The 20738-nt window shown below is 55.1% G+C and carries 14 protein-coding genes and 6 tRNA genes; 14 read left to right on the top strand and 6 right to left on the bottom strand.

All coding sequences use genetic code 11. The features are described from left to right. Position 1 precedes the first annotated feature (1 nt). The 6 genes from C173_RS30515 (at position 2) to C173_RS30490 (ending at position 611) form a co-directional block, all read left to right on the top strand. Positions 2-77, top strand: a tRNA-Val gene (locus C173_RS30515). A gap of 39 nt (positions 78-116) precedes the next feature. Continuing rightward, positions 117-190, top strand: a tRNA-Met gene (locus C173_RS30510). 9 nt (positions 191-199) lie between these two features. Next, a tRNA-Asp gene (locus C173_RS30505) sits at positions 200-277 on the top strand. A gap of 32 nt (positions 278-309) precedes the next feature. Beyond that, a tRNA-Gly gene (locus tag C173_RS30500) sits at positions 310-384 on the top strand. A 6-nt stretch (positions 385-390) separates the two neighbouring features. Further along, positions 391-467: transfer RNA gene (locus tag C173_RS30495), tRNA-Arg, on the top strand. A 65-nt stretch (positions 468-532) separates the two neighbouring features. Beyond that, a tRNA-Leu gene (locus C173_RS30490) sits at positions 533-611 on the top strand. Positions 612-681: 70 nt separating this feature from the next. Here the strand turns inward: C173_RS30490 and C173_RS30485 are convergent. After that, entirely contained in the window at positions 682-1629 is a 948-nt protein-coding gene (locus C173_RS30485; RefSeq protein WP_036732441.1) for an NAD(P)-dependent oxidoreductase, read from the bottom strand. 141 nt (positions 1630-1770) lie between these two features. On the opposite strand from C173_RS30485, the gene C173_RS30480 reads away from it, so the two are divergent. Then, the gene (locus C173_RS30480; RefSeq protein WP_036732439.1) at positions 1771-2655 is read left to right on the top strand and encodes a LysR family transcriptional regulator; all 885 of its coding nucleotides are present in this window, start codon (positions 1771-1773) and stop codon (positions 2653-2655) included. Positions 2656-2676: 21 nt separating this feature from the next. Here C173_RS30480 and C173_RS30475 read toward each other — a convergent pair whose 3' ends face one another. Together C173_RS30475 and C173_RS30470 are read right to left on the bottom strand one after the other, a co-directional pair. Next, positions 2677-3099, bottom strand: a complete 423-nt coding sequence (locus C173_RS30475; RefSeq protein ID WP_036732437.1) for a VOC family protein — start codon at positions 3097-3099, stop codon at positions 2677-2679. Between the two features lie 65 nt (positions 3100-3164). Beyond that, positions 3165-5150 carry an alpha-amylase family protein gene (locus C173_RS30470; RefSeq protein WP_036732435.1) on the bottom strand — a complete coding sequence of 662 codons (1986 nt, stop codon included), beginning with the start codon at positions 5148-5150 and terminating at the stop codon, positions 3165-3167. A gap of 132 nt (positions 5151-5282) precedes the next feature. On the opposite strand from C173_RS30470, the gene C173_RS30465 reads away from it, so the two are divergent. Then, positions 5283-6185: an AraC family transcriptional regulator gene (locus C173_RS30465; RefSeq protein ID WP_036732433.1), complete on the top strand. Its 903-nt coding sequence runs from the start codon at positions 5283-5285 to the stop codon at positions 6183-6185. Positions 6186-6204: 19 nt separating this feature from the next. On the opposite strand, the gene C173_RS30460 is transcribed toward C173_RS30465, so the two are convergent. Next, positions 6205-7071: a helix-turn-helix domain-containing protein gene (locus tag C173_RS30460; protein WP_051478676.1), complete on the bottom strand. Its 867-nt coding sequence runs from the start codon at positions 7069-7071 to the stop codon at positions 6205-6207. Between the two features lie 133 nt (positions 7072-7204). Here C173_RS30460 and C173_RS30455 point away from each other — a divergent pair, with 133 nt between their 5' ends. From C173_RS30455 to C173_RS30430, 6 genes are all read left to right on the top strand, one after another. Next, entirely contained in the window at positions 7205-7963 is a 759-nt protein-coding gene (locus C173_RS30455) for a GDSL-type esterase/lipase family protein (protein ID WP_051478674.1), read from the top strand. Between the two features lie 57 nt (positions 7964-8020). Beyond that, positions 8021-10330 (top strand): helix-turn-helix domain-containing protein, encoded by a 2310-nt coding sequence (locus C173_RS30450; RefSeq protein WP_036732431.1) that lies wholly within the window; start codon positions 8021-8023, stop codon positions 10328-10330. A 257-nt stretch (positions 10331-10587) separates the two neighbouring features. Next, positions 10588-11574 (top strand): ABC transporter permease, encoded by a 987-nt coding sequence (locus tag C173_RS30445; protein ID WP_051478672.1) that lies wholly within the window; start codon positions 10588-10590, stop codon positions 11572-11574. A gap of 15 nt (positions 11575-11589) precedes the next feature. After that, positions 11590-12474 (top strand): carbohydrate ABC transporter permease, encoded by an 885-nt coding sequence (locus C173_RS30440; RefSeq protein ID WP_036732429.1) that lies wholly within the window; start codon positions 11590-11592, stop codon positions 12472-12474. 37 nt (positions 12475-12511) lie between these two features. After that, on the top strand, positions 12512-14062 hold the full coding sequence (locus C173_RS30435) for an ABC transporter substrate-binding protein (protein WP_036732427.1): 1551 nt from the start codon (positions 12512-12514) through the stop codon (positions 14060-14062). Positions 14063-14099: 37 nt separating this feature from the next. Next, on the top strand, positions 14100-17873 hold the full coding sequence (locus tag C173_RS30430) for an Ig-like domain-containing protein (protein WP_036732478.1): 3774 nt from the start codon (positions 14100-14102) through the stop codon (positions 17871-17873). Between the two features lie 135 nt (positions 17874-18008). Here C173_RS30430 and C173_RS30425 read toward each other — a convergent pair whose 3' ends face one another. Beyond that, positions 18009-19889 carry an FtsX-like permease family protein gene (locus tag C173_RS30425; RefSeq protein WP_036732425.1) on the bottom strand — a complete coding sequence of 627 codons (1881 nt, stop codon included), beginning with the start codon at positions 19887-19889 and terminating at the stop codon, positions 18009-18011. Continuing rightward, positions 19861-20628, bottom strand: a complete 768-nt coding sequence (locus C173_RS30420; protein ID WP_036732423.1) for an ABC transporter ATP-binding protein — start codon at positions 20626-20628, stop codon at positions 19861-19863. The genes C173_RS30425 and C173_RS30420 overlap by 29 nt, the downstream gene beginning before the upstream one ends. Between the last annotated feature and the right edge of the window lie 110 nt (positions 20629-20738).

The raw sequence follows: 20738 nt of genomic DNA, 5'->3' as shown, positions 1-20738 counted from the left end.
TGGAGGCTTAGCTCAGCTGGGAGAGCATCTGCCTTACAAGCAGAGGGTCGGGGGTTCGAACCCCTCAGCCTCCACCATGCAGACTTTGCAAGCTAGAAGAGAATATTTTTTACTGACGCGGGGTGGAGCAGCCCGGTAGCTCGTCGGGCTCATAACCCGAAGGCCGCAGGTTCAAATCCTGCCCCCGCAATATTATCTTGGAACCGTGGTGTAGTTGGCCTAACATGCCTGCCTGTCACGCAGGAGATCGCGGGTTCGAATCCCGTCGGTTCCGCCATTTTCATTAAAGCAGTTGAATACATACCGTGTGCGGACGTGGCTCAGCGGTAGAGCATCGCCTTGCCAAGGCGAGGGTCGCGGGTTCGATTCCCGTCGTCCGCTCCATATTTTGCGCCCTTAGCTCAGCTGGATAGAGCGTTTGACTACGAATCAAAAGGCCGGGAGTTCGAATCTCTCAGGGCGCGCCATCATTACTTTATTGAATGTTTTCATCTTAAATTTAATTATCCATGATGGATATATATGATATTAAGCCGGCGTGGCGGAATGGCAGACGCGCTCGACTCAAAATCGAGTGGGAAACCGTGGAGGTTCGAGTCCTCTCGCCGGTACTACCAAAAGGTTTATGACATTGTATTTTGGACAATGTCATAAACCTTTTTTGTTTTTATTGCACTGAAACTATATTAACTGATTTAGCCTGCTTTCAGGTTCTTCCCCGTTTTGTACACGTTTTATATTCTTTATGAAGAAATCATATCTTTTTTGGTGGAATTTCCGGCCGTCAGGCATTCCTGCGGTATGGGGAGTAAGGATCACGTTATCCAGCGTGCGGAGCTCACTGTCTATAGGAAGCGGTTCGGATTCATACACATCCAAGCAGGCTCCGGAAATATCTCCGTTTTTTAATGCGTCTAGCAAGTCTCTTTCGTTGACAATCCCCCCGCGGGCGGTATTGATAAAAATAGCAGTATCCTTCATTTTCTTGAAGACTTCTTGGTTCATCAGGTGCTTGGTTTGCTCAGTCAAGGAAACGTGAACACTGACGATGTCGGATGTGCTTAGGAGTGTATCGAAATCGGTCATTTTCACTATGCCGTCCGATGGCACTTCGGTACTTCTCGCATAAGCCAACACATTCATATCAAAAGCGCTGCAAAACGCAGCTACCTTTTTTCCGATAGCGCCCAGCCCGATAATCCCCATGGTTTTGCCCTCTAATTCACTTCCTGTGTACTCCAAGTGATGTTCATCCATCCTGTTTTTCATGAAATGATCAAGAAACGGGATGTTTTTATAATAAGCCAGCATTAGTGCCATTACGTGCTCGGCCACGGCCTGTGCATTCACTCCTGCCGCATTGGCCACCCAAATGCCAAGCTGTGTGCAGGCAGGGATATCGACATTATCATAACCTGCACCTGTCTGTACCAATTTTAATTTTTTGGCGCTAGCCAGCAGGCTAGGGTCCACTTGGATATGTTCAGGAATGAGGACCTGGCAATCTTCAATATGCTGCAGCATATCTTGTCCGGGCGGGACAATGATAACGTTCCAGTCTTGCGGAAAATACCCGGTAATCTTTGATTGTGCAGTTTCGTTAAAATGACCAACGATGAGAACCTTCATAGCTAAACCACCTTTTCATAACCTGGACTATTTGACCCCTTGTCTGTGTTAATGATAATTTTAGACATAAAGAATAATGTTGTAAAACGCAAATATTTTGTGAACTATATTAATATTTTCTATATATTGAGGAGGTATTCTATGTATTTTCCTGGGATAGAAGCGTTTTTAGCTATCGTACGGACTGGGAGTATAAGTAAAGCGGCCGATCTGCTGCATCTGTCACAAGCAACGGTAAGTTACCGCTTAAAGACATTAGAGCAAGGGATGGGCGGCCTGTTGGTGGAGCGAAGAAAAGGGGCAGCCAAAATCAGCCTGACCCCAAAAGGGGAGAACTTTTTTAGTATTGCGGAAAGATGGGAGGCGCTCTGGAGGGAAACTCAAATTTTAAAGGCGAATGGTTCGCAGTTAAGTCTGGCCATAAGCGCTGCCGAAAGTATAAGCCACTTTGTCTTGCCTCCGGTATATAGAATGCTTAATCAGCATACTCCGTCCATCCGATTGCAGATTCGTACGCAGCATACTCAGGAGGCTTTTGATAGTATTGAGCGGCGTGAGATGGATGTGGCGTTTGTGGTACGGGAAATTGTGTCGCCTAGCGTTACTGTTCAACCGTTTTTCACTGAAGAAATGGTGCTGTTGCGCTTGGCTGTACCAGGGCGGCAGGCTGGAGATACGGTGGAAATGGAAGAATTGGCGGCAGAGCATGAAGTCCTCGTCAATTGGAATCGGGAGTTTCAATTCAGACATGACCAGTGGTGGGACCCGCTGTGTCCGTCCCGTGTACATCTGGACTCAGCGGGACTCATCACTACTTTTTTGACGAATGCCAGACAATGGACGATTGTGCCCGCTTCGATTGGCGCCCATATGAAGGGGATGGGAGAATTTGTTCTTCAGAAGCTGGCGGTGTCAGTGCCCCCTAGAGTAGGCTATAAGGTAACTCATAAGTTTCCAAACCAGGCGTTACACGAGCCCCTTCAGATTCTTGATAACTATCTGCGAGATACATTTGGAGTCCAATGACTTGGCCGCAGTGCTGTGCAATCATTGTATCCGCTTGGAAATCGGGTGGTCTGCGTTCATCTGCAGCAGCTCCCACAGGTTGCCGTACAAATCCTTGAATACCGCAACGATTCCATAAGCTTCTTCTTTGGGTTCTCTAACGAATTCAATCCCCCTGGAGACCATTTCATGATAATCTCGCCAGAAGTTATCGGTGTTCAGAAAGAGGAATACTCGTCTGCCTGCCTGATTGCCGATAAAGAACTCCTGTTCAGGCTTCGACGCCCGGGCCAGCAGAAGGGTAGTGCCTGATGATCCGGGAGGGGAGACTACGACCCATCTTTTATCCTGCTCGGGCTGATAGAGATCTTCAACTAATGTGAAATTCAGCTTGTTGGTATAAAATTCTATAGCTTCATCATAATCCTTAACGACTAGAGCAATGTGCACAATGGACTGAAGCATCCCGGTCATCCTCTCATTCTAGGCAATGGTATAGCTCTTATTATTCTACTATAAATGGACCTAATCTACACCAGCTCGATTACCGCCATCTGATGATTCTCCAGGTAAGGAATCGTGTAGGTGATCCCGCCCCCGCTGCTGACGGTGAACGGCAGCTCTGTCATCGACGGGGCCAGATAGACCCGGTGGACGGGGTCAGAGGAGGGGAGGCGCAGGCTGACGGAAATGTCCCGCAGCGGCACAATATCCTCGATGACTTCGATCCGGCCTTTGAGGGCGGGAGCGGCATAGAGCAGATGGTGCACATAGCGCTGCTCTGCCTGCTGGTACTGCAAGGTCGTTATGCCCCGGGCCGGCAGAGTAGTGCGAAGGGAAGGAAGCGGAAGCAGCCGCGACAGTGCATGCAGCACCATTTCCTTCAGGATAAGATGGCCGGCATCCGCATATTCGCTGAATACATCCCAGGCAATATAGATCCCGCTGCTGCTCTCCACCATCCCCGGCCCGTTATCCTCCTGTGCACCCGGCGTATGCTGGTGCGAGCAGAAGGTGAAGACATCACGGTTGAAATAAGGATTCTCCAGATGACCGAGCGATTGTCCTTCCAAGAGTTCCACCAGCTGACCCTCGCCGTACATTACATAGGAGGCGGGCAGCAGGGCGCCGGGCGTGAAATGGGGCTTGAAGTAAGACGGCCGGTAAGGGTTGGCCCCCAGCCAGCTGATCCCCAGGTTCAGTGCAAAAGCATCGCCTTCCGGATTCAGGCCGGAGCGTCCGGTGGCCAGCACCTTGCCGCCTCCGGCGGTAAAGGCCCCGATCGCGTCGGCCAGCTCCGGCCATACGGGCACCTCATCGGGCAGCACCAGCACTTTGTAGGCGGTGAAGTCGCTGAACGTATCTACGATGTCATACAGGTAATGGCCTTCTGTCAGTATGCGTACCGCACCGGCATCGGCCAGATTGCGTTCCCCCCTGCGTGCCTGTCCGCCGGAGCTGGCTTCACGTGCAGCCTCCAGGGACAGGACGGCAATATCTGCAACGGACGTAACCCCGCTGCACCACTCCTCCTTCGCCTCCACCTCGCTGTAGGCGGCGCCGATCAGGGCATAGGTCGCTTCATCCATCCAGCCGGAAGGGTGAAGCTGGTCGCCGATGGAGCATCGGGCGCCATGGGCGAGGCTGAGCGCGGCTTCGAACCGCAGCGCGTTCGGATGCTTATACCCGCCGAATTCGCCCCAGGAGGTATGGAATTTGCCGGTCATGCCGAGGAATTCCATGCCGAGCGTCTGGGCGTACCTTGCCGACAGCGGGAAATGGTCATACCCCCAGCCTCCGGTAGGAAGCGACTCCAGCTCCAGATGGCTGTTGACCTGTACCAGATCGCGGCGTCCCCGCTGCTGATGGCCGTTGTTGTGATAGACCGGCAGGCCGGGCTTCACGGCATCAATCGTCTCCCGCACACGGCGGGCATAATTCAGGTAGGTCTGCTCGCCGAGGGCGATGACGGCTGCTTCGTCGCGGGGGTCCCGGCCGGCTGCCCGCAGGGCGGCGATGCAGTATTGACAGCGGCACTTGCGGACGCCGACAATGTCGAGGAAGATACCGTCTGCCTCGTACCGGGAGACGGCTTCATGAATCTGGGCCAGCAGGATGTCCAGGTAAGGCGTGTTCAGGCAGAACTCATGGTAGCCCGGGGTCATGAAGTCTTTTACCCAGCGTGTACGGTCCTCGGCATCGCGGATCAGCCACTCCGGATGACGGCGGGCCAGCTTCTCATCAAGACCGGCTGACAGATAGACCGGGGTCTTGACCCCGATTTCATGAGCGGCTTCAATCATCTCGCCCAGCAGGTCAAAGGAGAGGCCGGGATGAATCTCATTGGCGTCGCTGGGATGATAGGCCCAGCCGTGATGGCATTTGGAGAATACGGTGACCGAGTCGACGTGACCTGAGCGCAGCATGGACTGGAACTGGGATTTGGAGAAGGCCTGCCCGATGCCGGGAATGGCTTCGGAAGTATGGAAATCAAGATGAATCTGACGGAAACGCATGGATACACAACCCCTTAGAGAATTGGATGAAAAGCGGATTCCCAGTCAATGTACCTCTTTTCCGCCGTGGCAGCCAGTGATAATATAGACTTTGAATAGCACAAAATCGACCTGAGACAAGGGGGAGCTATGATGCTGTGCCTGGAATTTGCGATTCCCCCGCTGCCGCAGCTGGTTACGGTGGGACATGCGGTCTGGTCTCCGGGGGACCGGCATTTCGCCCGCACGTTCGGTGTGTACGATCTGCTGCTGGTCAAGCGGGGAACGCTCTATATGGCAGAGGAAGGCAAGGAATACGCAGTGGGTGCGGGACAACTGCTGGTGCTGGAGGCGGGAAGGCCGCATGACGGGTACCGGGCCTGTGCGGAAGATACGGAAATTTACTGGGTGCACTTCATCCATGAGCATAAGCCGGGATATATCCGGCGCGGGGAGATCCCCTGGTCTTCACTGCTGGCTAAGGGAACGGTGGAGGATGAGGAGCCGTCTGTGCAGCAGCGCCTGTACCTGCCCAAATTCGCCCCGGTTGATATAGAGGCATTGGAGCCGGTACTGCAGGAGATGAACGAGATTCACAGCCGGCTGAGCGCAGAGAACGCGCTCCGGCTCCAGCTGCTGCTGGCCGGTCTGCTGGCGGCGCTGCAGGCGGAATGCCAGCGGACGGGCCAGCCGGAGCCGGCGGCCCGGCTGGCCCGGGCTGCCGCTGCCTATCTGGATGTTCACTGGAGACAGCCGTTTCATCTGGCCGGGCTTGCGGAGGAGCTGCATTTCCAGGCGGATTATATTACGAGGTGCATGAAGCAGCATATCGGCACGACGCCGCTGCAGTATGTGCTGCAGCGGCGCCTGGAGGAAGCGAGGAAGCTGCTTGGCGGTACGGTGCTGGACATTGCTGAAATTGCCGAACGGGTCGGTATTCAGGATCCGAACTATATGACACGCCTGTTCAGCATGAGGTACGGTGTCACCCCCGGGGCATACCGGCGGCGGCTGCGCATGCGGGATGAGGCCGCCGCCGATACGGAGGAAATCTGAGCAATGGCCGGGGATAAGGTCAGGAATTCAGGATTCGCTCGCGGTACTGGGTGGGGGTGCAGTTGAATACTTTGCGGAACTGGCGTGAGTAGTAATTCTGGTCATGGAAGCCGCTGTCCATCGCCACCTGGGAGACGCTCAGGCCGGGGCTGCGCAGCAGCGTGCAGGAATAATCCAGCCGCTTGCGGATCACATAATCCATCGGCGTGGTCTGGTAGTTGCGGGTGAACACTCTCAGGAACTGGCGGGTGGACATATAGGCCATATCCGCCATGGACTGCAGGGTGACCGGCTGCAGGAAATGCTCCTCGATATAGGTGACCGTCTCACCGATCCGCAGCGCCTTGTTATCCTCGTGGCCGCTGCTGTTCTGATAATAACGTGAGAGCATGCCTACCAAGGCGGTGAAATAGGTGCGGATCATCAGCCGGTATCCTTCAGGCTGACGGTCATGCTCTTCCAGAATGTCATCCAGCAGCCGTGTCGCCTCCTGGAGCTGCCCGGCTTCCAGGGAGAGCATGCCCTTGAAGTACATCTCCTTCCGGTAGAACGGCTCGATATAGAATAATGCCTGGAACCCCGGCAGCAGTCTGAGCTCGGACTGCTGGAGCAGCTGTTCAGGCTGGAACATCACATTGACGTATTCGATGCCCTCGACATTCTTGTAGCCATGGGAAACGTTGCTGTGGATCAGAAAAACCTGCCCGGCGGTAACCGGATACTCTCTCCCTTCAATGATATGCACGGCGTTTCCCGACAGAATGACGACCAGCTCGGAGAAGTCATGGCTGTGGACGTAGTAATCATGGGTCAGCGGGCACTTCTGGATTCTGAAGGTGAAGCCAGGCTCAAGTCCAATGTCCCGCGCTAGTATTTTGGTTGTCATGGCAATATTATGCTAAAGAAGGTCGGGATCGTCAAGGCGGAGAACGGCGGGCGGCGCTACCATTAGATTGCGGGCATATTTGCCTGGCTGGGGACAGCCGGGGGGACCTGCGTAATGGTCAGGAGGGAAAAGAATGCTTCATTTACTAAATCACAGCGTACTGAATCATAAAGAAAAACCAAGTAATCTGCGGATACTGTTCCTCGGGGACAGTATTACGGCAGACGGCAGGTATATCAGCCTGGTCCGGGAAGGCTTAAGCAGGCACCGCCCGGAGCTGGCGGTGGAACTGCTTGCGTGCGGGGTTCCCAGCGAGACCGTCTCGGGGCTCAGCGAAGCCGCGCATCCATTTCCGCGGCCCTGTGTCCATGACCGGCTGGCAGGCGAGCTGGCGGCGGCCAGTCCCGATGTGGCCGTTGCCTGTTACGGGATGAATGACGGGATCTATCATCCCTTCTCGGAAGCGCGCTTTGCAGCCTATCAGTCCGGGATGAAGCGTCTGAGCGCACTTATCCGTGAAGCGGGAGCCGCTGCCGTGCTGCTGACACCGCAGCCGTTTCACGCCGCCTCGATGGACGGTCCGCTGCAGCCCGCAGAGGCGGCTGATTTCAGCTATCTCGCGCCTTACCGGGATTATGACCGTGTATTGGAGCGTTATGCGGACTGGCTGATCTCCGGCGGCTGTCCTGCAGACGGCGTCATCGACATACGTACACCGCTGCTGGAGCATATCCGGCATGAGCGGCTGCTTCATGCCTCTTACCGCTACGGGGACGGTATCCACCCGAATCTGTCCGGCCACAAGATCATGGCGCAGGTGCTGCTGCGGGAGTTATTCCATGAGGAGCCGGATGCCCTCTTGGAGCAGCCCTGCTCCCAAAACCCTGATTGACAAGCAAAATAGCGCGGGATTATAGTAGTGTCACCCTAAGAGCCGGGAGAGAGGACCATGAATATACTTCAGACAATCCGCTCGCGCAAATATTTACAGCGGATTCTGCTCAGCTTCATGCTTGTTGTCGCCACACTGGCGGCCGCTTCGCTGTTTGTGAACTCGGGTGCCCGCAGCAAGGTGCTCAGCCTGCAGAACGAGGCAGACCGCAAGCTGCTGACCCAGATTAATTACAACATAGAGAACATGAACGGCATCGTTAAGGATTTGGCCGTATCTCTATACAATGATGAGGAGCTGCTGGCCCTGAAGTCAGGTGCGGATTACAGGCAGAGCATTCTCAAGATCGAGCGCCTGAATCATACCGTGGCGGCTTCCCCTTATCTGCACGCTGCCGTGTTCTATAACGGCGCCCAGCACCGGTTCTTCTCGTCGCTGAATCATGAGATTGATAACCGTGTTCTGTACGATTCCCTGAAGGGTTACATGGGCTCACGGGCGGATCTGCCCAAGCTGCAGCTAATTCCCCTGGACCTTGACAGAAGGGGCGGGGGCATAGATGTCTTTGCCTTCTTCCTGTATGACGGGGAGTCGCTGGGTTCAATCAATGACAACGTGCTGATATTGACGGTGAAGCCGGGGTGGATGCTGGATAATATGAAAGCGCTTAACCAGGTGGCCGAGCGGCAGAATGATGTCCTGTTCGTAACGGACAGCGAGGGTGAGGTGCTTATTTCTACGGACGGCCTGCTTCCTGCCGGGCTGAATATCAGGGGTGAGCTGCTGCCGCGGATCAGCGCCTCGGGCAAGCCGCTGGATTCCTTCAATTATACACATGAAGACAGGAAGTATAAGGTCACTTATCTGAGCAAAGCGCTGAACAACTGGCAGATTGTCAGCATGCAGGATTACGATGTTGTGCTGGGCAGCGTCCGGCAGATGAAATGGACGGAAATCGCGGTTACGCTGTCTGTTGTTCTGCTGGCCGTGCTGTTGTCCGTGTTCTTTGCGGTGCGGCTGTATAAGCCGGTCGGCCAGCTGCTGACGCTGGTGCCGCAGAAGGCGCACGGCACTCCGCAGGCGAAGGATGAGCTGTCGCTGATTGCGGCTAATGTGACCGAGATGATCAGCAAGCTGAAGGGGCTTGAGCTGGAGCGGGCCTCGCAGTCGAATATTGCCAAGCTCTATCAGCTGCGCAGCCTGATCGGGTCCAGCCACAGCATGGATGAGGCTGCCTTCAGGCAGCTCAGGGAGCAGCATGGCATTGACATCGCTTATCCGTCTCCGCTCCGTCTGGCGCTGGTGCAGATTGATAATCTGCAGGGGCTTGCCGCCGAACCGGGGCTGCCGATGGAGTCCCTGCTGTATTTCGCCATTGCCAACATCGGCCAGGAGCAGCTGCGGCTGGAAGGCACTTGTGAAGCGGCCGATATGAAGAGCGGCCATCTGGTCTTTATATTCGGCAGTACAGCAGAGAGCCTTGCACAGCTGGAGGAGCGCTTCAGAGGGCTGCAGCAGACGATTGAAGGCTATTACCATATTACCTTCACGGTTACGCTGAGCGAAGTGTTCACGGATTACCGCGACATCACCCGGCATTACAATCTGGCCATCCGCCACTCCGGCTACCGGATGATCTACGGCAAGGGGGCAGTGCTTGAGCCGGGGATGCTCCGGGAGAATGAGGCAAATGAATCCCTGCGCATCCCGCAGGAGCTGGAACGGCAGCTGACGGAGGGACTGAAGGGCGGGGATCTGGCAGAGACGGAGCAGACGATCCGCAAATGGAGAGAGCTGCTGGGCAGCTTCAGCTACGAGAATATGTTCTCTGCGGTGCTTCATCTTGCAGTTACGCTAAGCAACACGCTTGGCGAGATGAACAGCCGCAACGTCAACCCGGTCTCGGTCAACCTGCAGGCCGTCAACCGCCGTATTCTGGAAAAGGAAACGCTGGATGAGATCGAGGCTGTGCTCCTGGAGGTGGTGCGTGAGGTCGCTGAGCAGCGGCGGAGCGGGCGCGAGGACAAGAACAGGCTGCTGGCGGAGACCGTGAAGGAAATTATTGATAAGCATTACGCCGATCCTGACCTTAATGTGCAGCGCATCGCCGACATGCTCAAGATGAGCTCCGTCTATCTGGGTCAGGTATTTAAGGCGCAGGAAGGAACGACGGTGGTTGATCAGATCAACGCAGCCCGCCTGGCCTGCGCCAGAGAGTATCTGGAGCAGAAGGACCTGACCGTGACAGAGATTATGGAGAAGGTCGGGTTCGGGAATGAAAGCTATTTCTACCGCCTGTTCAAACGCCGCTACGGCACCACGCCGAAGGAATACCGCCTGAAATCGGCCATTGACCGCAGCAAATAAACAAAGCCAATAAACAGGGTTTTCAGCCTTAAGCCAGGCCCGCTAATGGACATTGTTCCTATAGCGGGCTTTTTGCTGCGCGATGCATGCCACGGCCCGGCCGGAGCAGGAATCTGGCAACAATACAGCCCGGATCTACAGCAATCTTGCAATTGTACAGTAACGCAGTGGCCTGGTTCTGCGCTATGTTAGTCGTGCAAAGCCTGGGACACAGGCACACAGCTGCAGCTAAGGAAGGAAAGGAAGGGGCTTTGGTTATGTTGAATAAGGTTCCACTGGCGGAACAACAAGCAAGTCCGGGTGCGCCTGCGGCAACGCGCAAAAAGACCTGGATCGGAAGGGAGCTTCACCATTTCCGGAACAACCGGGAGCTGTTTCTGCTCTCGCTGCCGGGACTGCTGTACAAATTGATTTTTGCCTATATTCCAATGATCGGCCTGATTATCGCCTTCAAGAACTACAGGTACGATCTCGGGATCTTCGGCAGCAAGTGGGTGGGACTGGACAATTTCCGTTACTTATTCACTACGGATACGGCGTGGCGGATCACCCGTAATACGGTTCTATATAATACCGCGTACATTCTGGTGGGGACCTCGGCAGCGCTGCTGCTGGCGATTCTGATGAACGAAATCAAGGCGAAATGGAGCAAGTTCTACCAGACGGCCCTGTTTCTGCCGCATTTCCTGTCCTGGGTGCTTGTAGGTTATGTGGCGTACGCCTTCCTGAACCATTCGGACGGATTTATCAACCGCACCCTCGAATCCTTCGGGCTGAACCCGGTGAGCTGGTACCAGGATGCCGGGCCGTGGCCGGTGATACTTATTCTGGTCCAGCTATGGAAGGTGGTGGGGTTCAACACGCTGATTTATTTTGCCGGCATTATCGGCATTAACAGCGAATATTACGAAGCGGCGCGGATCGACGGGGCGACCAAGCGGCAGATGGCCTTCAAAATCACGATTCCCCTGATGGCCCCGATCATCATCATTATGCTGATCCTGTCTATCGGCAATATGTTCCGCGGCGACTTCGGCCTGCATTATTTCATCCCGAACAACTCGGGCTTTCTCTACGGCTCTACTGACATCATTGATACCTATGTGTACCGCGCGCTGCGTGAAGTCGGCAATGTAAGCATGTCTGCGGCTACAGGCTTCTACCAGTCGGTGGTCGGTCTGGTGCTGGTGCTGACGGCCAACGGAATTGTGCGCAAGGTCGATCCCGATAATTCCCTGTGGTAAGGAGGTGCCCTGAGCATGGGCAAAACATTCGAATTTTCCAAGCTGTTCATTAATCTGCTGTTTACGGTGCTGTCGCTGGTGGTCATTCTGCCGTTTGTGCTGGTCATCGCAGTCTCGCTGACGGATGAAAAGTCGCTGACTGCAAACGGCTACCAGTTCATCCCCGAGTCCTTCAGTCTGGATGCCTACCGCTATCTGCTGGACGCGCCTGACATCCTGCTCCGGGCCTATGGCGTGACCTTCACGATAACCATCATCGGCGCGCTGACCGGGCTGCTGCTGACCGCGATGACGGCATACGTGATTTCAAGGCAGGATTACCGGTATAACCGGGCGACGACCTTTTATGTATTTTTCACCATGCTGTTCAGCGGGGGGCTCGTTCCTTCCTACATTCTGATTACGCAATATCTGCATCTGAAGGACAGCCTGCTGGCGCTGATTCTGCCTATTCTGTTGTCGCCGTTCAACATTATGGTCATGAAGGGCTTCATGTCCAAGATCCCGCTGGAGATCATCGAATCGGCCAAAATCGACGGCGCACGGGAATTCCGTATTTTCTTCCGGATCATCCTGCCGCTCTCAACGCCTGCGCTGGCTACTCTGGGCCTGCTGATTTCCTTCACCTACTGGAACGAATGGTTTAACGCGATGCTCTACATTGATGATCCGAACAAGGTGCCGCTGCAGCTTCTGCTGGTGCGGACGCTCAACAGCATCGAGTTTCTCACGACGAACTCTGAATTTACCGGGCAGCTTGGCATTGATCTGAGCAGCTTCCCCAACAGTTCGGCACGGATGGCAATTGCCGTACTGGCCGGCGGGCCGATGCTGGTGATTTTCCCGTTTTTTCAGCGGTTTTTCGTCAAAGGGCTTACGGTTGGCTCCCTAAAGGGTTAACATACATTACATGTACTAAGTACAGGAGGTCACTTACATGAAAAAAGGGCTGGTTGGCGTTTTGGCATCCGTATTGCTGGCTGCATCCGTGCTGTCAGGCTGCGGAGGGAACAATAACGGCGGCAACGGTAATGCCGCTAAGGGCACGGAAGGAAGCGGAGCGGAGGCAACGCAAAGTGCGGCTGCGGAAGGCGGGAAGGATGGCGAGCTGAAGCCGGTCGAGCTGACCTGGTATTATCCGCTGTCCCAGCTTCAGGCAGACCAGGATAAGGTGCAGGAGGAAGTCAACAAGATTACGAAGGCGAAGATCAATGCCACCGTCAAGCTGATGCCTGTAGCGATTGGGGATTATGTGCAGAAGATGAACACGGTGCTTGCGGCAGGCGAGAAGTTCGACATTCTCTGGACCGGCTACATGCTGAAGCCGGAAGAGCTGGTGCGCAAGGGCGCGATTCAGCCGATGGATAAGCTGCTGGAGGAATACGCGCCGGAGCTGAAGGCGGAGGTGCCGCAGGTGATGTGGGACGGCCTCTCGGTGGACGGGGAGATTTACGGTATCCCGAACCAGCAGATCAACGGCTCCCGTTACGGATTTATCATCCAGAAGCGTTTTGCCGACAAGTATAATCTTGATACCGCTTCCATCAAAAAAATAGAAGACATCGAGCCGTTCCTGGCCCAGATTAAGCAGAACGAGCCGGATATCATTCCGTTTGGCGTATTCGGCACTTCCTTCATCAATCCGCAGTCGCATGACGACAAGTACTGGGTAGTTCCCGGTCTGGATGACCATTTTTATATCAAAACCGATGATCCGACGTATACGCTTCAGCGCTATCCGGAAGAAGAGCTGGACAATTTCCGGCTGGCCAGCAAATGGTATAAGGAGGGCTATATTTACAAGGATGCCGCTACCGAAAAAGCGAATGATTACCTCGCCAAAGGCCAAATTGCCGTCGATTTCAACGTGACGCTGAAGCCGGGCGTGGAAGCGGAGGTCAAGGCCAAAAACGGCGGCAACGAGGTCATTACGGTTCCGCTCAGCGACTGGTTCTCCAACGGCTATTCGGCGACCACCAACCAGTCGATCAGCCGTACCGCCCCTAATCCGGAGCGTGCCATGATGTTCCTGAATCTGGTGAATACCGACAAGGAGCTGTACAATCTGCTCTGTAACGGGATTGCCGGTGAACATTATGACAAGGCGGACGGGGAGTACATCAAGGCCAAAGCGGACTCCCGTTATCTGCCGAACATGGACTGGGTATTCGGCAGCGTATTCAACTCGTATCTGAAGGAAGGACAGCCGGAGAATGTCTGGGAAGAGACCAAGAAGATCAACTCGAGTTCCGAGGTTAATCCTGTAGGTGCCTTCAAATTTAATTCCGAGCCGGTGAATACGGAGATTGCCAACCTGAATGCCGTGTGGGGAGAATACAAACGCGGACTCGTGACCGGAACGCTTGATTTCGAAGAAACCTGGCCTGCGCTGTACGGCAAGCTGAAGGAAGCGGGCGAAGAAAAATACGTGGCTGAAGTCACCAAACAATTTGAACAATTCCTTAAGGATAAAGGTCTGAAGAAGTAAGCCCCTACATCCCACGTTGAAAGGAAGAGGAGCCTTGGTGAAAAAACGTTTGCTTGCGGCACTTGCGGCCAGTCTGCTGTTCACGCTCAATCCCTCTACTCCGTTTGCGTCCCCTGTACATGCGGAGGAGGTATTGTCCGGGACCGCTTTTTATGTGGCCAATAATGGAAGCGATTCCAATGCCGGGACGCTGAATGCCCCATTTCTGACGCTTGAGAAAGCACGCGATACCATCCGGACGCTCAAAGCGGAGGAGGGACTGCCGGAAGGCGGCGTTACGGTGTATCTGCGTGGAGGCAGGTATGAACGGACGTCCAGCTTCGAGCTGCGGGAGCAGGATTCGGGCGAAGCCGGCAAGCCGGTCACGTACACGGCCTATCCGGGGGAGTCGGTTACGCTGTCAGGCTCCCGCCAGCTGGCCAAATCGGCATTCGTTCCGGTCACGGATCCGGCCATTCTCGGCCGGATCATCAGCCCGGAGGCGAGAACGAAGGTGCTGGCCGCAGATCTGGGAGCACTGGGCATCACCGATTACGGCCAGCTCAGCCGCCACGGCTATTATCTGGCCAATGATCTCAGCGAGGTGCCGCCGATGGAGCTGTATGTGGCCGGGCAGGGCATGACCCTGGCCCGCTGGCCCAATGAGAGCACCGTCCAGATGGATGAAATCCTTGATCCCGGTCCGACCCGGAAGGACCCGAACGGGGAAGTGCATACGCGCGGGGGCACCTTCACCTATACGTATGACCGGCCCCAGTACTGGACGCAGGCAGACGATATCTGGCTGGACGGGATTTTCGGCTACAGCTGGGAATGGTCGTACAATAAGATTGCTTCCATCGATACGGCCGCTAAGAGCATCACCCTCCGCTACGGGGAGATGAGCGGCATCTTCAAGAACTGGTACCCTGACTTCCACTTCGCGCAGAATCTGCTGGAGGAAATCGATATGCCCGGCGAATATTATATCGACCGCCCGGCCGGCAAGCTGTATTTCCTGCCGAACGCCGAGTTCGCTGCCGCGAATCCCGATATTGAAATCACAATGCTGAAGAGTCCGATGATTAACGCACTGAATGCTTCGTACATCGACTTCTCCGAGCTTATTCTGGAGAACGGCCGTGATTCGGCAGCCGTATTCATGGGCGGCAGTCATATGCGTATCCTGAACAGCGAGATCCGTAACTTCACCAACAGCGGGGTGCTGGTCAATACGCAGAGCCGGTTCTACTACAACAATTTCGAAGGGGCGCCGGGTACGGACCATGCCATTATCAGCAGCCATATCCATCATATCGGCGGCACTGCCGTCACGCTGGCGGGAGGCAACAAGACAACGCTTGCGCCCGGGAACAATGTGGTGGAGAACTCGCATATCCACGATTTTGCCTACTACCACAAAGCCTATAATCCCGGTGTATTGCTGTCCGGCGTCGGTAACCGCATGTCGAACAATGAGCTGCATGACGCGCCCCATCCCGGTGTGCTGATCTTCGGCAATGACCATACCGTGGAGTATAACGAGATCTATGACGTATGCACCACCTTCTCGGATCTCGGCGCGATCTATATGAATGCGGGGGAGCAGCCCCATGAGCGTGGGACGGTCATCCGGCGCAATTATTTCCATAACATCGGTGAGAGCAAAGCCGGAGTAGAAGGGGTATACCCCGACAACTTCACGATGGGACTGACCATTGACGAGAATATTTTCTACAAGATGGGCAATTCGGCCATTAAAAATAACGGCGGATCCCATATCCTGACCCGCAACAATATCTTCATCGACAGCAAGATTCCTTATGATTATGCGGATATGTTCCTGGGCGACGAGCCGGATGATCAGGTGCCGCTCAACTACATGCCGAAGTGGCAGGCGCTGTTCGCGGCGAACAATAATTTCACCGGCACCCCTTATATGACCAAGTATCCCGAGCTGGCGGATTTCTTCACGGAGAACCGGTATTATCCCGACACCAATACGTTCCAGGGGAATGTCGTCTACAACCCGTCGGTTCCACGCAGCGTAACGACCAATGTGTACGGGGCCTACGACAAGTTCGGACTGGTCCAGTATGCGAATAACTGGGTGACTGCCGCAGATCCCGGCTTCACCGACCTGGCGGGAGGCGATCTGTCGCTGCGGCCGGATGCGGATGTCTTTGGTGCCATTCCCGGCTTCCCTGACATTCCGTTTAACGATATCGGCGTTGACGGCAGGGCGGGCACGACAACCAGTCCGGACAGCTATCCCGTGCAGGGAGTTGCCGTCTATGACAATGAAATAACCGTGGACCGCTGGAAAACGGTGAAGCTGCGCACGGCAGTGCTTCCGTGGAATGCGGATCATCCCGCCCTGACCTTCACTTCGGCTGATCCCGCCATCGCGGCAGTGGACGGCGCAGGTAATGTTACTGGCCAGTCGGTCGGCAGCACGGTCATTACGGTAGCCTCGGCAGAGAATCCGCTGCTGACCGCCACGGTCACGGTTCATGTGGAGGCCGGCGACGGCGTGATGGATTTCACGGACTTTGAATCCGGTGCGAACGGCTGGCTGCAGGATGCCAACCGCAGCATTGAGAAGATTGGCACGAACCGCTGGTACAAGGTACTGAACGGGGCCTCATCGCTCAGTGCCAAGACCTTCTCCGACTATGAGCTGAGCTTCAGGCTGAAGACGCCGGAGGTGATGGGGAATAATGCGACCCTGTATATCTTCGACCGTCAGGCCGGGAGCGGCTCCAGCCGGGTCGGCTACAAGACCCGGGCGGACGGCAGCTCTGCGTGGCTGCTGTACAATTCGGCCTGGACGGTGCTGAAGGAAGTCAAGCTGCCGGGGCATGACCTGCAGCCGGATACAGAATACAGTGTCAAAATGCTTGTGAAGGGCGGCGATATCAGCGTCTATCTGGACGGAGCCTTCCGCTTGAAGGGCAATGATCCGGGACACAATGCAGAGGGCAAAGTCGGCTTCTACGTCAGCAATGTCAGCCAGATGCACTTCGATGACATTCAGTTCAAGGCTCTGACGACTACGCTGACCGGGATTATTCCGGCGGAGAGCGCGGTGCGTCTGGCCGCAGGGGAGCAGCGGCCGTTGCAGGTGGCCTTCGACCCTGCGGATACGCCGGATACAGGCGTGACCTGGCAGTCGGCCAACCCGGCGGTCGCTACGGTGGACAATACGGGCGTTGTGCATGCCGTATACGAGGGGCAGACGGTCATCTCGGCGGTGTCTACGGTGAATCCGCTCATCAAGGCGGATATTACCGTCACCGTCTCTAATATTATGCATGAGACGGACTTCGAGAACGGGGGCAACGGCTGGCCGGTGGACCCTAACCGCAGCATCGCCGCTGATCCGGACGGCAACCGCCGCTATAAGCTGCTGAACGGCGCGTCAGGCCTGCTGGACCGCAGCTTCACGGATTATCAGCTGGAGTTCAAGCTGAAGACGCCGTCCGTGATGCCGGATAACGGCATCCTGTACATCTTCGACCGCCAGGACAGCTCCGGCTCCACCCGGATCGGCTACCGGACCCGGGCAGACGGATCTTCCTCCTGGATCCTGTATGATACAGCGTGGCAGAAGCTTACCGAGAGTGTACTGCCGGGGCATGACCTGCTGCCGGATACGGAATATGATGTGAAGGTAACGGTGAGAGGCGGAGATATCGCCGTATCTGTGAATGGTTCGCCAAGGCTCTCCGGCAGCGATCCGAACCACCGCCCGTCCGGCAAGGTCGGCTTCTATACCAGCGGCTTCGCTTATATGCTGTTCGACGATATCACCTTCTCGGTTCTGCCGTAACGGAGGGCGGGCGCTGCTTGCGCAGAATCCGAACGGGTGCAGTTAGAATAACCACGGGTCCAGCTGGAATAGACCATGTATACAGCAAGAAGCCGCTCCCTTACGGGGCGGCTTCTTTGCCTTGCGCTACCGGTCTTATCCGGCCAGCGCGGACCGGATCTGCCTCGTGTAGAACAGGCGGACAATGAAGAAGTAGATTACCTGAATGACGAAGAACAGGCCCAGCACAAGCAGGGACTCCCTGAATATGGAGTACTGGAACATATGCGACAACGCTGTAAGGGCAACGGCTCCATGGATAAGGGCGACCACGATCGGCGCGAAGAAGAGCAGGCTGAGCTGGCGGTTCAATATCCGGCGAAGCTCTTTGTCACTTAGCCCCAGCTTGGAGATGGCCCTGAACTTCTGTTTGTCCTCATCCAGATCGCTGTACAGCCGGAAATAGAGAAAGCTGCCGGCAGAGACAAAAAATACGATCCCGACAAAAAAACCGATGAACATCACGGGGCCAAAGCCGTCATTCGTCTTGGAGGTTAAATACTCGAGTGCATAGAAAGTATACTGCTCATCATAGGGAAGCTCATTCGTCAGCTTTGCTCCTGCCTTCTCTGCACCCGGCTGTCCAATCGCTCCGTGCCATGCATAATACCGGCTCACTTTGAGCGGCTGTCCAAGCTTGCCGATCCATTCATCGGGGACGACGTAATAACCGCTGACTCCCCGCACCGCCCAAGATACGATAGCCTGGTCCGCCTCGATGATGATTCCTGACTGCAGCTCGACTGGCTGGTTGAGCATTTCTTCTCCCTCGCGGGACAGGCCGAAATCTACAACGGCTGCTTTCCCTGCGGTAAGCCGGATGGGATTTAGCCCCAGCAGCTCGGCTACATGGTTATATTCGGATTGCTTCACCAGAACCATTGTCCGGCCCTCCATAGCCTTATAGTAGTTAAGCTCCAGACCTGTTTTCTCGGCGGCAATCCCGGCTCTGCCCAGGCTCTCGTCAATCAGCTGTATATGGGCCTGTACCTTGCTGTCTCCATCCAAGGACTGATAGGTGAACAGATAGGGATTCTTCTGTGTCAGCGCTCCGTTGATCATCGACTGGAAGCCGTATAAGGCTCCTATCGCGCTGAAGGACACAGTAGAGATGATCGCGACCAGGAAAAAGGAACGCGCGTTGTCCTTCATCCGGTAGGCCAGATCAGAGAGCAGCAGCATATTGGTTCTGCGCCAGAATAGCTGCTCACGCGCCTTCAGCTTACGGATCAGGTACACACTGAGCTGTGTGAACAGCAGATAGGTTCCGATTGACACCATAATGACCACCGGCGCGAGCAGCAGCACCACACTCAGACCGCTCGCCCGAAGAGACAGGAAGTAGCTGATTCCCAGCAGTGTTACCACCAGCAACGACAGTAGAAGCGAGGCCTTCGGCTCCGGCTTGGGCTGACGGTTGGAATGGATGAGCGTGATCAGCTTGCCGCTGCGCAGCACCGTAGAGATGAACAGGGAGATCAGGACGAACAGCAGCAGGAAGGAGATCAGCGTCAGCACTATCGCCTTGAAGGGGAAATAGAATTGCAGCGGCTCGTTCAGCGCAAGCACATTCTCCCCGGCAAGCAGAATCCCCTTGGCAAAAATAACGCCGAGTCCGATGCCGCTGAGCGTGGCGCCTGACCCGACGATCATATTCTCCAGAAAGATCATCCGCCGGAGCTGCCGGACCGTCATGCCATGCATCATCATCAGCCCGAATTCCCGTTTCCGCGATTGCAGAAATGCACTCATGGAATAGAGCACGAAGAAGAAGGAGAACACATAGATCACCCATTTGGAGACCGAGAGCGCAAGAGCCGCACTGGATTGAATATTGTCCCCGCTCAGCACCGGATGGTAGGCAAAGATGGAAAAGGTAAAGAAGATCATCACGGTAAACATGCTGCTGAGAAAATAGGCGGTGTATAGCCTCATGTTCCGGGTGACATTACGGAATGCGAACTGGCGGAATGTCATGGCTATATCCCCCTAACAGCGAAAGTGTGTCGATGATTTTCTGGAAAAAGCTCTGGCGGTTATCCCCGCAGTGAATCTCCGTATAGAATCTGCCATCCTTAATGAAGACGACCCGGTGACAATAGCTGGCGGCTACAGCATCATGGGTAACAAGCATCATCGTCGCGGACTGCTCACGGTTGAGCGTTTCCAGCAGATCCATCACATCCCTGGCGGCTTTGGAATCGAGATTGCCGGTAGGTTCATCCGCCAGCAGCAGCTTCGGCGAATGAATCATGGCTCTGGCGATTGCTGTCCGCTGGGCCTGTCCGCCGGAGATCTCGTAGGTGCGTTTTTTCATAATGGCGCTGATCCCCAGCTTACCGGCAATCTCCCGGGCCTTATGCTTCATTTCACTGACCCGGGTTCCATCCAGTGTCAGCGGAAGCACGATATTCTCCTCCACAGTCAGGGTGTTCAGCAGATTGAAATCCTGAAACACAAACCCCAGCTCCCGGCGGCGGAAGACCGCCAGCTCATTTTTGTCCAGCTTGCCCGTGTCCTTGTTATCAATCCTAATGCTTCCGGTAGTCGGAACGTCCACTGTGGCAATCAGATTCAGCAGAGTGGTTTTTCCGCTGCCCGAGGGTCCCATTATCCCCACGAATTCTCCGGCTGCAATGGTTAAATCAATGTCGGTCAATGCCCGGTAGGCGACGTTTCCTTCATAGATTTTACTGACCTTTTTTACCTCCAGCATATGGCTGTACTCCCCCTCTATGTGTGCAACACACTTGTTCTGTAACCAATATACCGGAGACGGCAGCAGCTCAGCCATCGATTTAGATTTCACTTTTATTACATGCCTGT

Source organism: Paenibacillus sp. FSL R7-277 (assembly GCF_000517965.1).
GTDB lineage: Bacteria > Bacillota > Bacilli > Paenibacillales > Paenibacillaceae > Paenibacillus_AQ > Paenibacillus_AQ silagei.
The sequence above is the reverse complement of the archived record's forward strand: the minus strand, read 5'-3'. Positions and strand labels throughout refer to the sequence as shown.

Coding starts and splice junctions, on each gene's coding strand:
- C173_RS30420 (WP_036732423.1), bottom strand. CDS start 20,628: ATGCTGGAGGTAAAAAAGGTCAGTAAAATCTATGAAGGAAACGTCGCC.
- C173_RS30485 (WP_036732441.1), bottom strand. CDS start 1,629: ATGAAGGTTCTCATCGTTGGTCATTTTAACGAAACTGCACAATCAAAG.
- C173_RS30470 (WP_036732435.1), bottom strand. CDS start 5,150: ATGCGTTTCCGTCAGATTCATCTTGATTTCCATACTTCCGAAGCCATT.
- C173_RS30435 (WP_036732427.1), top strand. CDS start 12,512: ATGAAAAAAGGGCTGGTTGGCGTTTTGGCATCCGTATTGCTGGCTGCA.
- C173_RS30425 (WP_036732425.1), bottom strand. CDS start 19,889: ATGACATTCCGCCAGTTCGCATTCCGTAATGTCACCCGGAACATGAGG.
- C173_RS30445 (WP_051478672.1), top strand. CDS start 10,588: ATGTTGAATAAGGTTCCACTGGCGGAACAACAAGCAAGTCCGGGTGCG.
- C173_RS30475 (WP_036732437.1), bottom strand. CDS start 3,099: ATGCTTCAGTCCATTGTGCACATTGCTCTAGTCGTTAAGGATTATGAT.
- C173_RS30465 (WP_036732433.1), top strand. CDS start 5,283: ATGCTGTGCCTGGAATTTGCGATTCCCCCGCTGCCGCAGCTGGTTACG.
- C173_RS30455 (WP_051478674.1), top strand. CDS start 7,205: ATGCTTCATTTACTAAATCACAGCGTACTGAATCATAAAGAAAAACCA.
- C173_RS30480 (WP_036732439.1), top strand. CDS start 1,771: ATGTATTTTCCTGGGATAGAAGCGTTTTTAGCTATCGTACGGACTGGG.
- C173_RS30440 (WP_036732429.1), top strand. CDS start 11,590: ATGGGCAAAACATTCGAATTTTCCAAGCTGTTCATTAATCTGCTGTTT.
- C173_RS30460 (WP_051478676.1), bottom strand. CDS start 7,071: ATGACAACCAAAATACTAGCGCGGGACATTGGACTTGAGCCTGGCTTC.
- C173_RS30450 (WP_036732431.1), top strand. CDS start 8,021: ATGAATATACTTCAGACAATCCGCTCGCGCAAATATTTACAGCGGATT.